The 12,887-nt window shown below is 64.0% G+C and carries 13 protein-coding genes; 7 read left to right on the top strand and 6 right to left on the bottom strand.

Annotated elements, in window-relative coordinates:
* Positions 1–145, bottom strand: a 145-nt coding sequence (locus tag GZ092_RS11895) for an uL14 family ribosomal protein (protein ID WP_293636782.1), incomplete at its 3' end; no start/stop codon positions are given.
* A 418-nt stretch (positions 146–563) separates the two neighbouring features.
* Positions 564–2,156: a glycerol-3-phosphate dehydrogenase/oxidase gene (locus GZ092_RS11900; protein WP_293636642.1), complete on the bottom strand. Its 1,593-nt coding sequence runs from the start codon at positions 2,154–2,156 to the stop codon at positions 564–566.
* 203 nt (positions 2,157–2,359) lie between these two features.
* Here GZ092_RS11900 and glpK point away from each other — a divergent pair, with 203 nt between their 5' ends.
* The 3 genes from glpK to GZ092_RS11915 all read left to right on the top strand — a co-directional run bounded on the left by glpK (position 2,360) and on the right by GZ092_RS11915 (position 5,257).
* The gene (gene glpK, locus GZ092_RS11905) at positions 2,360–3,853 is read left to right on the top strand and encodes a glycerol kinase GlpK (protein ID WP_293636643.1); all 1,494 of its coding nucleotides are present in this window, start codon (positions 2,360–2,362) and stop codon (positions 3,851–3,853) included.
* Between the two features lie 91 nt (positions 3,854–3,944).
* The gene (gene proC, locus GZ092_RS11910) at positions 3,945–4,784 is read left to right on the top strand and encodes a pyrroline-5-carboxylate reductase (RefSeq protein ID WP_293636644.1); all 840 of its coding nucleotides are present in this window, start codon (positions 3,945–3,947) and stop codon (positions 4,782–4,784) included.
* Between the two features lie 254 nt (positions 4,785–5,038).
* Complete coding sequence (locus tag GZ092_RS11915; RefSeq protein ID WP_293636646.1) at positions 5,039–5,257, top strand: hypothetical protein; 219 nt, start codon at positions 5,039–5,041, stop codon at positions 5,255–5,257.
* 116 nt (positions 5,258–5,373) lie between these two features.
* On the opposite strand, the gene ubiA is transcribed toward GZ092_RS11915, so the two are convergent.
* The 4 genes from ubiA to recG all read right to left on the bottom strand — a co-directional run bounded on the left by ubiA (position 5,374) and on the right by recG (position 10,054).
* Entirely contained in the window at positions 5,374–6,234 is an 861-nt protein-coding gene (gene ubiA, locus GZ092_RS11920) for a 4-hydroxybenzoate octaprenyltransferase (protein WP_293636784.1), read from the bottom strand.
* Positions 6,235–6,268: 34 nt separating this feature from the next.
* Positions 6,269–6,793 carry a Dps family protein gene (locus tag GZ092_RS11925; RefSeq protein ID WP_293636648.1) on the bottom strand — a complete coding sequence of 175 codons (525 nt, stop codon included), beginning with the start codon at positions 6,791–6,793 and terminating at the stop codon, positions 6,269–6,271.
* A gap of 110 nt (positions 6,794–6,903) precedes the next feature.
* Complete coding sequence (locus tag GZ092_RS11930) at positions 6,904–7,860, bottom strand: LysR substrate-binding domain-containing protein (RefSeq protein ID WP_293636650.1); 957 nt, start codon at positions 7,858–7,860, stop codon at positions 6,904–6,906.
* 46 nt (positions 7,861–7,906) lie between these two features.
* On the bottom strand, positions 7,907–10,054 hold the full coding sequence (gene recG, locus GZ092_RS11935; protein WP_293636652.1) for an ATP-dependent DNA helicase RecG: 2,148 nt from the start codon (positions 10,052–10,054) through the stop codon (positions 7,907–7,909).
* A gap of 17 nt (positions 10,055–10,071) precedes the next feature.
* On the opposite strand from recG, the gene queA reads away from it, so the two are divergent.
* Genes queA through tgt form a run of 4 tightly spaced genes read left to right on the top strand, consistent with a single transcriptional unit; the run spans position 10,072 to position 12,885 of the window.
* Positions 10,072–11,145 (top strand): tRNA preQ1(34) S-adenosylmethionine ribosyltransferase-isomerase QueA, encoded by a 1,074-nt coding sequence (gene queA / locus GZ092_RS11940; protein ID WP_293636654.1) that lies wholly within the window; start codon positions 10,072–10,074, stop codon positions 11,143–11,145.
* Complete coding sequence (locus GZ092_RS11945; protein ID WP_293636656.1) at positions 11,142–11,363, top strand: AbrB/MazE/SpoVT family DNA-binding domain-containing protein; 222 nt, start codon at positions 11,142–11,144, stop codon at positions 11,361–11,363. The genes queA and GZ092_RS11945 overlap by 4 nt, the downstream gene beginning before the upstream one ends.
* Positions 11,363–11,758 carry a type II toxin-antitoxin system VapC family toxin gene (locus tag GZ092_RS11950; RefSeq protein ID WP_293636658.1) on the top strand — a complete coding sequence of 132 codons (396 nt, stop codon included), beginning with the start codon at positions 11,363–11,365 and terminating at the stop codon, positions 11,756–11,758. The genes GZ092_RS11945 and GZ092_RS11950 overlap by 1 nt, the downstream gene beginning before the upstream one ends.
* The gene (tgt, locus tag GZ092_RS11955) at positions 11,758–12,885 is read left to right on the top strand and encodes a tRNA guanosine(34) transglycosylase Tgt (protein WP_293636659.1); all 1,128 of its coding nucleotides are present in this window, start codon (positions 11,758–11,760) and stop codon (positions 12,883–12,885) included. Before GZ092_RS11950 ends, tgt begins: the two co-directional genes overlap by 1 nt.
* Positions 12,886–12,887: the final 2 nt, after the last annotated feature.

Below are 12,887 nucleotides of genomic sequence, written 5' to 3' on the forward strand. Positions count from 1 at the left end.
GTGGAGCGGCTTCTTTGATACTCACCTTGATGACGTCACCAACGCTGGCGTACCGGCGCTTGGATCCGCCCAGCACCTTGATGCACATCACGGACTTGGCACCCGTGTTGTCAGCAACATCGAGTTTGGATTGCGTTTGAATCATTTAAATTGGTTCCCAACTTGCACCGGCATTGGCAGATTGCTGTATGCAAACCACCTGCCAATCAGTCTTGGGCCCGTCGTCCACACTGCAAACCACTTGCAATGCTTCCGCTGGGCAGAAGTTCCTCGCCTTTTAGAGCGAAGCCCACGATTATCACGAAAGTAAAAGCCGGTGTCAACAATGTTTGTAAAAATATTCCTGCCGAATCGTCTGGGATGTCCTGCTGACCACCGCCATCGATGACCCGCCAGGAAAAACAACCGTGCCAGCATCAGGCCGGACAAGGACATTCAGGCTCCAATCAGCCATCTCCGCAATACCAGCGGGCGCAATCAGCTATTAAAAAAATAGCAATCAGACAAGTCAATGTCCCGTGGCTTGCAAAGCACGCCGTCGCACTGAACCAACGCGGGCATCCTCAAACGGGCGCGGGCACTGTGAGGTACTGCTCGCACAGCTTCAAAAACGAGGGCAGTTGCCCGTCGATGCCATTCTCCTGCTGGAGCAGCGCGGCCACTGTCGGCGCCAGGGTGCGCGCCAGCGCCGCGTCCAGGAACAGCAGGCGGGAGCGCCGTGCCAGCACATCTTCCACCGTCCGGGCATATTCATAGCGCGCGGCAAAGCGCACCATGGCTTCACTCAAGCCGCCGCCCAGGTCGTGGTCAGCGCCGCGCATGGTCTGGACCACGCCCGCCTCGCTGCCGTACAGGTGCAGCCCGGGGGCGCTGCTGATCGGGACGCTGGAGCCCTGCGCCCCGACCAGCCTCAGATGGTCGGTCGCCAGCCCGGTGCGCGCCGGCAGCAGTCCGGCGGCAAAGCATTTTTCCAGCACGTCGCCGGCCATGGCGCGGTAGGTCGTCCATTTGCCGCCGGTGACGGTGACCAGGCCGCTCTTGCTGACCAGCACGGTATGCTCGCGCGACAAGGACTGGGTGCGCTCGGCATCGTCATCGGCTGGCTTGACCAGCGGCCGCAGGCCGACCCAGATGCTCTTGATGTCGGCCAGGCCTGGCGCGCGGCTCAGGTAACGGGCCGACTCGCGCAGGATGAAGTCGATCTCTTCCCGAAACGGCAGCGGTTCGCGCGCCAGGTCGCTGCGCGGCGTGTCGGTGGTGCCCAGGATGGTCTTGCCCAGCCAGGGCACGGCAAAAAGCACGCGGCCATCGGCCGTCCTGGGAATCAGCAGGGCATGGTCGGTCGGCAGGAACTCGCGGTCGACCACGATGTGCACGCCCTGGCTGGGGGCGACCATTGGCTTGGCGTCGCGGCCCGTCGCCTGGCCATCCTGCAGGCGCAAACGGTCCACCCAGACCCCGGTGGCATTGACCACGCAGCGGGCATGCAATTCATGGGTATGGCCGGTTTCCCGGTCCTTCACCCACAGGCCGGTGACCTTGCCGTCCTCGTGGATCAGCCGGGTGGCGGCGCAGTAATTGACCAGCAGCGCACTGTGCCGGGCGGCCGTGCGGGCCAGCGCCAGCGCCAGCCGCGCATCGTCGAACTGGCCGTCCCAGTACTTGACGCCGCCCTTGAGGCCTTGCGGCTGCAGCGTGGGCAGGCGCGCCAGCGTGTCGGCGCGGTTCAGGAATTCGGTGTCGCCCAGCCCGTCCTTGCCCGCCAGGGCATCGTAAAGCTTGAGTCCGACACCGTAGAAGGGCGACTCCCAGAACTTGTAGGAGGGCATGACAAAAGGCAGCGGCTGCGCCAGGTGCGGTGCCATGGCGAGCAGCGTCGAGCGTTCGTGCAAGGCTTCGCGCACCAGCGAGATGTTGCCCTGCGCCAGGTAGCGCACGCCGCCGTGCACCAGCTTGGTGGCGCGGGACGACGTGCCCTTGGCAAAATCGTGCGATTCAACCAGCACCACCGAAAATCCGCGCGCCGCCGCGTCGAGCGCCACGCCCAGGCCGGTGGCGCCGCCGCCGATGACCGCCACATCGTACTGGCGCGGTTCGGCGAGCCGGTCCATCAGGGCCTTGCGCCGCGTGCGGGCCGGCAAGGCATCAAAGGCCATGGGCTTTTCATTTCCCGAATTCATAACAACCCATCGTTCACGGTAAATATTGAGCTTACCTCACCCCCTTCTGCACTTCAGGCCCGGCGCGCAGATATTCATCGCGGTGATGTCACCACCGCGCAAGGCGTGACAAGCGCCGTGCAGCGCTGTGAAATACTGTTCCCTGAACTGAACCCAACCCCCAACCCCTTGCGGATGCCATGACCTATCTTCTTGCCCTCGACCAGGGCACCTCCAGTTCGCGCAGCATCGTGTTTGACGAAGAGGGCCGCGTGGTGGCGCTGGCCCAGCAGGAGCTGCCGCAGATCTATCCCCGGCCGGGCTGGGTCGAGCACGATCCGATGGAAATCTGGCGCAGCCAGCTGGCCACGGCCCGGCAAGCGCTGGCCCAAGCCGGGCTGAAAGCTGCCGACATCCGCGCGATGGGCATCACCAACCAGCGCGAAACCACGGTGCTGTGGAACCGCAAAACCGGCCAGCCGCTTCACCATGCCATCGTCTGGCAGGACCGGCGCGCCGAAGCCACCTGCGCGCAACTGCGGGAGCAAGGCCACGAAGCGCTGATCCAGTCACGGACCGGGCTGCTCATCGATGCCTATTTTTCAGGCACCAAGCTCAAGTGGCTGCTCGACCACGTTCCCGGCGCGCGCGCGCAGGCCGAACGCGGCGAACTGGCCTTTGGCACCATCGACAGCTGGCTGGTCTGGCAGCTGACAGGCGGCGCGGTGCATGCCACCGACGTCAGCAATGCGTCGCGCACGATGCTGTTCAATGTGCATGCCAACCAGTGGGACGCCGAACTGCTGGCCCTGCTCGGCATTCCTGCGTCGCTGATGCCCGAGGTGAAACCGTCCAGCGCCCATTACGGCGAGGTGCGGCCCGAACTGCTCGGCCAGTCGATGATGATTGGCGGCGTTGCCGGCGACCAGCAAAGCGCGCTGTTCGGCCAGGCCTGCTTCAAGGCCGGCATGGCCAAGAACACCTACGGCACCGGCTGCTTTTTGCTGATGCACACCGGCACGCAATTCCAGACGTCCGGCAACGGCCTGCTGACCACCAGCGCGGCGCAAACCACAAAGCAAACCGAATTTGCCCTGGAAGGCAGCGTGTTTGTCGGCGGCGCCGTGGTGCAGTGGCTGCGCGACGGCCTGAACGCCATCAAGGGCAGCGCCGAAGTCGAGGCGCTGGCGCAAAGCGTTCCGGACTCGGGCGGCGTGATGATGGTGCCGGCCTTCACCGGCCTGGGCGCGCCCTACTGGAAACCCGATGCGCGCGGCACCATCACCGGCTTGAGCCGCGGCACGACGCTGGCCCACATCGCGCGCGCGGCGCTGGAAAGCATCGCCTACCAGAGCGCGGCGCTGCTGCTGGCCATGAGCCGCGATGCGGTCGCTGCCGGCGCCGCGCCGGTGGCCGAGTTGCGCGTCGATGGCGGCGCCAGCATCAACGACCTGCTGATGCAGTTCCAGGCCGACCTGCTCGGCATTCCGGTGATCCGCCCGGCCGTGACCGAAACCACGGCGCTCGGTGCGGCGTACCTGGCAGGACTGTCCAGCGGCGTGTACCACAGCACCGACGAGCTGGCCAGCCTGTGGCGCGCTGAACGCACTTTCCTGCCGACGCTCAGCCCCGGGCGCGCGGCCGGCCTGATGGCGCAGTGGGAGCATGCCGTGCGGCAGACCGTGCAGACCTGAGGCCACTGCGGGTGGCAAGCACTGGGCGACAATTCCCGGCCGCCAGCGCGCATTCCACCACCCTTCCCAGCCCATCAGCAAACCCACCATCATGACGTCCACAACACCCGACAGCAGCCATCAACACATCGCCTTCATCGGCGGCGGCAACATGGCCAGCGCCATCATCGGTGGCCTGCTCAAGCGCGGCCTTCCAGCCAGCCAGATCCACGTGGTCGAGCCGTTTGCCGAGCAGCGCGCCCGGCTCACGCAGCAGTTCCAGGTCGAAGTCAGCGAAGCACCGGGTGCGTCGCTGGACCGTGCGACGCTGGTGGTCTGGGCCGTCAAGCCGCAGACCTTTCGCGAAGCCGCAGAACAAAGTCGCGCCTACACCGCAACCTCCCTGCACCTGAGCGTGGCCGCCGGCATCCGCTCGGGCAGCATTGCCGGCTGGCTGGGCACCGAACGCGTCGTGCGCGCCATGCCCAACACGCCGGCGCTCATCGGCCAGGGCATGACCGCCCTCTTCGCCCGGCCCGCCGCCAGCGCCACCGACCGGCTTGCCGTGGAACGCGTGGTGCAGACCACGGGCGCGTTTTTGTGGCTGGACCAGGAAACGCAACTCGATGCCGTCACCGCGCTGTCCGGCTCAGGCCCGGCTTACGTTTTTTACTTTATCGAGGCCATGATCCAGGCCGGCACCGACATGGGCCTGAGCCATGAGCAGGCGCACCAGCTGGCGGTCGGCACTTTTGTCGGCGCATCGGCATTGGCCCGTGAAGCCACCGAGCCGCCTGACGTGCTGCGCGCGCGCGTGACCTCCAAAGGCGGCACCACCTACGCGGCGCTCAGCGCCATGGAGCAGGACGGCATCAAGGAAAAGTTCATGCACGCCATGCAGGCCGCCCGGCTGCGCGCCATGGAGATGGGCGATGAATTCGGCGTTGCCTGAAGCAGTTCGCGCACGAAACAAGGCGTTTGCGCAGCATAAACCTGCATATACAGCTATATTTTCAATAGCATTTTAGGCACTGGCCGATGGCGCCAGGTGCCTCAAAAACAATTGCAAAAACCGTAAAAATCCCGTCAACCAGCCTGCGCAAGGCTACGTTAAGCATTCACGAACGTGCAGCTTGTCGCCAGCCCGCCAGAAAGACGACCCGGCCCTACGAACGTAATGACTTTCCAAACACCCCGGAGTACTCCATGAAAAAATTTCTGTCCATCCTTGCCAGCGCCGCTGTCCTTGCCATGCCTTTGGCTGTGATTTCCACCCCTGCCGCAGCCCAGACGGCCGCAGCCGCGCCTGCTGCCCCCATGGCTGCGCCTGCCGCCAAGGCCAAGCACAGCAAGGCCGTGGTCAAGCACAAGGCCAAACACGCCAAGGTCAAGGCAAAAGCCAAAATGGCCCCGAAAGCTGCCTGATCTGCAAAAGGACGCCCGGCTGGCTGAACCGGCCAGTTGACGTTTTCCGAAAGCCCGCACTGCGCGGGCTTTTTTACGGGCGCAATGGGCGCAACAGGCAAGCCAGTTCCATGGCCTCATTGGCCCCAGTACGACAGTGCAATGCCGGCAAATACCGTGAACCCGAGCCAGTGGTTCAGGCGAAAGGCCTTGAAGCAATCGTCGCGCTCGCGCTTGCGGATCAGCCAACCGTGCCACAGCGCCTGCAGCAGCGCCAGGCCAATCGCTATGCTAAAGATAGCTGAATGTGCCCGTCCATACAGCGCAAAAGCCCATATTGATATAAAAATCAGGTAACTGAGCATGACGCCGGCCACGTCGAAGCGGCCCAGCGTGATGGCCGAGGTTTTCATGCCGATCAACAGGTCGTCGTCCCGGTCTACCATGGCATATTCGGTGTCGTAGGCAATCACCCAGAACAGGTTGCCCAGCAGCAACACCCAGGCCAAAGGCGGTACGCGCGACTGCACGGCGGCAAACGCCATCGGAATACCGAAGCTGAACGCCACGCCCAGCACCGCCTGCGGCATGGCCACATAGCGCTTGGCATACGGGTAAGCCAGCGTCACGGCCAGCGCGGCGAACGACCAGGCAATGGTGGCCGCGTTGGTCGTCAGCACCAGGCTGAACGACAGCAGCGCCAGCGCCGCGCCCAGCGCCAGCGCTTGCTTCACCGACAGCGCGCCGGTGGTCACCGGCCGCTGCGCCGTGCGCTTGACGTGCCGGTCAAACTCGCGGTCGGCCACGTCGTTGACACAGCAGCCCGCGCTGCGCATCAAAAACGTTCCCAGCGTGAACACAGTGACCAGATGCCAGCCCGGAAAGCCGTGTGACGCCACCCACAGCGCCGACAGCGTCGGCCACAGCAGCAGCAGCCAGCCCGCCGGCCGGTTCCAGCGGATCAGTTGAAGGTAGAGCGACAGCTTGCCCGGCTTCACACCCGCCGCCGCCGCAAAGGAAGCCGGCAAGCGTTTACTCCTCCAGCAGCGAACGCAGCATCCATGCGGTTTGCTCATGCACCGTCATGCGCTGGGTCAGCAGGTCGGCTGTCGGCTCGTCGCTGGCCTTGTCGGCCATGGGGAACAATTCGCGCGCAGTGCGGGCGACGGCTTCGTGACCCTGCACCAGGATGCGCACCATTTCCATCGCCTTGGGCGGCACGACAGGCACATCGGGCACCGTGGCCAGCTTGGTGAACTGCGCATACGAGCCCGGCGCCGGATGACCCAGCGAGCGAATGCGTTCGGCCACCGGGTCCACTGCATTCCACAACTCGGTGTACTGCGTCATGAACATGGTGTGAAGGGTGTTGAACATGGGCCCGGTCACGTTCCAGTGGAAATTGTGGGTCGTCAGGTAGAGCGTGTAGGTGTCGGCCAGCAGGCGGCTCAGGCCTTGGGCAATCGCGGCGCGGTCTTTTTCGCTGATGCCGATGTTGATCGCCGGCGCGCCTCGAACGGCTGCGCTGGCAATGGTTTTTACAGGGGATTTGGCCATGGTGTTTTCCTTTAAAAGTCAATGAGATGTTGATAACCATACGCAATCGGCATCAACCGTGCAACAGTCAAAGTCTATGCAGGCAATAGCGCCTGCACAGGTGTGCTCTTTCAGGACAGCCGGATGACGCCGGGCAGCTCACAGGCATAAATCGCATTGCGCAGTGCGGCAATGGCTTCGTAGCGGGTAAAACTGCGGCGCCAGGCAAGCACCACGCGCCGCGTCGGCACATGGCCTTCGAACGGCAAATAGCGGATGTAGGAAGGCTGGTCCGGCGACGTGTCCTGGCCGCTGAGCGCCAGCGCCGCCTTGGGCACGCCCAGGCGCGGCACCAGCGTGATGCCCATGCCGGCGGCCACCATGTGCTTGATGGTTTCCAGCGACGAGCCTTCAAAGCTCTTGTTGATGCCCTCGGCAGTGCTGGAAAACCGCGCGAATTCGGGACACACCTCCAGCACATGGTCGCGAAAGCAGTGGCCGGTGCCCAGCAGCAGCAAGGTTTCCTTTTTCAGTTCCTCGGCCGTCACACTGGTGCGCGCAGCCAGCGCATGGCTGCTCGGCACGGCGGCCATGAAAGGCTCGTCATACAGCGGCGCAATCGCCAGGTTGGTGTCGGGAAACGGCTCGGCCAGGATCGCGCAATCAATCTCGCCGGTGCGCAGTTGCTCCAGCAGCTTGACCGTGAAGTTCTCCTGCAGCATCAGCGGCATTTGCGGCGTTTTTTCGATATTCTGGCGCACCAGGTCGGGCAGCAGGTAGGGGCCAATGGTGTAGATCACGCCCAGCCGCAGGCTGCCGGCCAGCGGGTCCTTGCCGCGCCTGGCGATCTCGCGGATGCTGTCGGCCTGCTCCAGCACGCTTTGCGCCTGGCGCACGATTTCCTCGCCCAGCGGCGTCACGGTGATTTCATTGGCATTGCGCTCGAACAGCTTGACCTGAAGTTCTTCTTCCAGCTTCTTGACAGCCACGCTGAGCGTGGGCTGCGAGACATGGCAGGCCTCGGCGCCCCGACCGAAGTGCCTTTCGCGTGCCACGGCCACGATGTATTTGAGTTCGGTCAGCGTCATGGGGTGATTGTGCGGCTTTTCGGGCCATGAATGCCGGGCAGGCGGCTCAGGCTTTCAGGTAATCGGCCTTGCCGCCCAGCCAGCGCAGCACATGCCGCTCTGCCAGTTCAGGATGCTGGTTCAGCATCAGCGGCGCCACCTCGCGCGCCCAGGCCAGCAGCGCAGCGTCGGTTTCCAGATCGGCAAACCGCAGCATCGCCGCCCCCGACTGGCGCGCCCCCAGGAATTCGCCCGGTCCGCGAATCTCCAGGTCGCGCCGGGCAATTTCAAAGCCGTCACCGGTTTCAACCATCGCCTTGAGCCGAGCCCGCGCCACCTCGCCCAGACGCGGCGCGTCGCCGGTCGAATACAGCAGAACGCAGGCCGAGGCCGCCGCGCCGCGCCCGACCCGGCCGCGTAGCTGATGCAACTGCGAAAGGCCAAAACGTTCGGCATGCTCGATCACCATCAGCGACGCGTTCGGCACATCGACGCCGACCTCGATCACCGTGGTGCTGACCAGCACTGCCATCACGCCTTCGGTGAACAGGCTCATCACGGCTTTTTTCTCGGCCACCGGCATGCGCGAATGCAGCAGCCCGACCAGCACGTCGGGCAATGCCTCGCTGAGCGCCGCATGCGTCTGCGTGGCGTTGACCAGGTCCATGGACTCGCTTTCCTCGATCAGCGGGCAGACCCAGTAAATCTGCCGGCCTTCGGCAATCTGCGCCTGGATGCGCGCCACGACCTCATCGCGCCGGGCGTCGTTGACGACCTTGGTGACGATGGGCGTGCGGCCGGGCGGCAACTCGTCGAGCGTGGACACGTCGAGGTCGGCGTAGTAGCTCATCGCCAGCGTGCGCGGAATCGGCGTGGCGGTCATCATCAACAGGTGCGGCTCTTGCCCGCCCTCGGTCATCTTGCTGCGCAGGGCGAGACGCTGGGCCACGCCGAAGCGGTGCTGCTCGTCGATGATGGCCAGCGCCAGGTTCTTGAACACCACCTTGTCCTGGATCACCGCATGCGTGCCGACGACCAGCCCGGCCGCGCCGCTTTCAATCAGCGCCAGCATCTGCCGGCGCTCCTTGGGTTTCTGGCTGCCACTGAGCCGGGCGATGGTGATGCCCAGCGGTTCGAGCCAGCTGATCAGCTTGCTGAAATGCTGCTCGGCCAAAATTTCGGTCGGCGCCATCAGCGCGCATTGCCAGCCGGCGTCGATGCAGCGGGCGGCCGCGAGCGCCGCCACCACGGTCTTGCCCGAACCCACATCGCCTTGCAGCAGGCGGTGCATGGGAATGCGTTTTTTCAGGTCCACCTCGATTTCAAGGCCGACCCGCTGCTGCGCGTTGGTCAGGCGAAACGGCAGACGCTCCAGTAACTGATCTTGCAGCGTGCAGTGGGTGCCGCGCATCACCGGGCCGTTCAGGGCCGGCGCGCGCATGGCAGCCCGTACGCGCCGGGCCTGCAGCTGGGAGATTTGCTGCGCCAGCAGTTCCTCAGCCTTCAGGCGCTGCCAGGCCGGATGGCTGCGGTCTTCCAGCGTCTGCAGTGCCACATCGGGCGTGGGATGATGCAAAAACTGTAGCGCCTCACGCAGACTGGACAAGCGCTGCGGCATATTTTGGCTCAAAAACGGCGCTGGAATGGTCTCACTGAGATCGGCACGGGCCAGCCCGCTGAGCACCGCCTTGCGCAGATACACCTGCGGCAAGCCGGCCGACGTCGGATAGACCGGCGTCAAGGCACCCGGCAGTTCACCACCGGCCAGCTTGAAGTGCGGATGCATCATCTCGCGGCCCAGAAAGCCGCCGCGCAACTCGCCGCGTACCCGCACCCGGGCGCCTACGCTCAAGGTCTTCTGGTGCGACGGGTAGAAGTTGAGAAAACGCAGCACGCAGGTGTCGCTGCCGTCATCGACCGTGACCAGCAACTGGCGGCGCGAGCGGATCAATATTTCGCTGTGCACGACCTCGCCTTCAAACTGCACGACCTCGCCATCACGCGCATCCACGAGTCGCACGATGCGGGTCTCGTCCTCATAACGCAGAGGCAGGTGCAGCGCCAGGTCGATGTCGCGGCGCAGGCCGAGCTTTTCAAGGGCTTTTTGGGCCGGCGACTTGGCTTGGGTTTTGGGGGCAGGCTTGCCGGCCGCAGCGGCCGCAAGCGCGGCGGTTTTCAGGGCCTGTTCAGGGGCAGGAGCAGCCGGTTGCATCATGGGACAATTGTGCCTTCATGAAGAAGAATTTCAGCCTCAGTGACTTTGATTTCACACTCCCCGACGAATTAATTGCCCAGCACCCCGCTGCCGAGCGCAGCGCGTCGCGCCTGCTCGACGGCCGGGGCGGCACCACGGCCGACCGGCGCTTTGCGGACCTGCCCGGGTTGCTGCTGCCCGGCGACCTGCTGGTGTTCAACGATACCAAGGTCGTCAAGGCGCGGCTGTTTGGCCAGAAGGCCAGCGGCGGCAAGCTCGAATTGCTGATCGAGCGAGTGCTGTCACCGCATGCCGACGCGGGCCATGAAGTCGCCGCGCACATGAAGGTCAGCAAAAAGCCCCTGCCCGGCGCGGTGCTGCAGATGGAGGGCGGCTTCACCGCCACGCTGCTGGGCCGCTGGCCCGAGGCGCACGGGCCGCTGTACCGCTTCCGGCTCAGCAGCGATCCGTATGCGCTGATGGCCCAATTCGGCCATGTGCCGCTGCCGCCCTACATCAACCACACCGATTCGGCGGACGACGAACAGCGTTACCAGACCGTATTCGCCAAAAATCCCGGCGCCGTGGCCGCGCCGACCGCCGCGCTGCATTTCGACAAGGCCATGCTGGACAAGCTGGAAGCGCACGGCATTGCCCGCGCCAGCGTCACGCTGCATGTAGGCGCAGGCACCTTCCAGCCGGTCAAGGCCGAGCAGATCGCCGACCACGTCATGCATTTCGAGCGCTTTGAGGTGCCGCCCGCCACGCACGAGGCGATTGCCGCCTGCAAGGCGCGCGGCGGGCGCGTGGTGGCGGTGGGCACGACGACGGTGCGGGCGCTGGAGTCGGCCGCCAGGTTCGGCCCCGCTTGTGATGACACCAACATCTTTATCACACCCGGCTTTGAGTTCCAGGTGGTCGATGTGCTGCTGACCAATTTCCACCTGCCCAAAAGCACGCTGATGATGCTGGTCAGCGCCTTCTCGGGTTATGAACACATCATGGCGCTCTACCGCCACGCCATTGAACAGCGCTACCGCTTCTTCAGCTATGGCGACGCCATGCTGCTTGATCGATACATTACAGGTAAAGCGCTAGAATCATCGACATGAAACCCGCAAGCAACATCGTGACGCTGTCCAGCAAATACCAGGTGGTCATTCCCAGCGCGATACGCGAGCGCCTGGACCTCAAGCCAGGCGCGCAGCTGACCTGGATTGAATTTGACGGTGCGGCGCATCTGGTGCCGCTCAAACCCGTCAGCGCCTACCGGGGCATGGCGCGCGCCTTGAAAGACAGCGACATTCCCTGCGAGCCTGATCGCCTCTGATGCCAAACCGTGCCAAAGCCGGCGAAGCCATGTGGGTGACGCTTGATTCGTCGTGCTGGATCGAATACCTGCGCGACACGCCACGGGCAGAGCTTTTCGCCAGTGCTGCGGAAAATCCCCAGCAGTTGATCGTGCCCATCGTGACGATTTACGAGGTCACCAAAAAACTGCACCGCGAAATCAGCCCGAAAATCGCGGCCTATGCCGAAGCACTGATGTGCCGGGGGCGCGTCATCGACTTTGACCTGGCGCTGTGCCGCGCTGCCATCGGCAGCACGCTGCCTTTGGCCGACAGCCTGATTTATGCCACGGCGCAAAGCCATGGCGCCGTTTTATGGACGCAAGACCAGCACTTTGAAGGCCTGGCCGGCGTGAACTACTTTTCCAAAAACTGATGTTGACATTCGAACTCCTCAAGACCGAAGGCCATGCCCGACGCGGCACCCTGACCCTCAACCACGGCGTGGTGCAGACCCCCATCTTCATGCCCGTTGGCACGTACGGCACCGTCAAGGGCGTGATGCCGCAGTCGCTGCATGAGATGGGCGCGCAGATCATCCTGGGCAACACCTTTCACCTCTGGATGCGGCCGGGGCTGGACGTCATCAAGCAGTTCGGCGGGCTGCATAAGTTTGAAAGCTGGCACAAGCCCATCCTGACCGACAGCGGCGGCTTTCAGGTCTGGTCGCTGGGCGAGATGCGCAAGATTTCGGAAGAAGGCGTGAAGTTTGCCTCGCCGGTCAACGGCGACAAGCTGTTTTTAACGCCTGAAATCTCGATGCAGATCCAGACGCTGCTCAACAGCGACATCGTCATGCAGTTCGATGAATGCACGCCCTACGACACCAAGGGACACATCACGACCGAAGCCGAAGCGCGCAGCTCAATGGAACTGAGCCGCCGCTGGGCCAAGCGCTGCGAGGACGAGTTCGACAAACTGGAAAACCCGAACGCGCTGTTCGGCATCGTGCAGGGCGGCATGTTCGAGAACCTGCGCCAGGAGTCGCTTGATGCGCTGGTCGAGATGGATTTCCCCGGTTATGCGGTCGGCGGCGTCAGCGTCGGCGAGCCCAAGGAAGAAATGCTGCGCATCATGGCGCACACGCCGCACCGCCTGCCAGCGGACAAGCCGCGCTACCTGATGGGCGTGGGCACGCCCGAAGACCTGGTTGAAGGCGTGGCCAGCGGCGTCGATATGTTCGACTGCGTGATGCCGACGCGCAATGCGCGCAACGGCCACATGTTCACGCGTTTCGGCGATCTGAAAATCCGCAACGCCCGCTACAAGAGCGAAGAAGCGCCGGTGGACAGCAGTTGCAGTTGCTACACCTGCCGCAACTTTTCGCGCGCCTACATGCACCACCTGGATCGCTGCGGCGAAATGCTCGGCCCCATGCTGTCCAGCATCCACAACCTGCACTACTACCTGAACCTGATGCAGGAAGTGCGCGACGCGCTGGACGCGGGCCGCTTTGGCGAATTCGTGGTGCAGTTCAAGGCCGACCGGCAGCGCGGGGTCTGAGC

The organism is Polaromonas sp. (assembly GCF_010365105.1).
Taxonomy (GTDB): domain Bacteria; phylum Pseudomonadota; class Gammaproteobacteria; order Burkholderiales; family Burkholderiaceae_C; genus Polaromonas.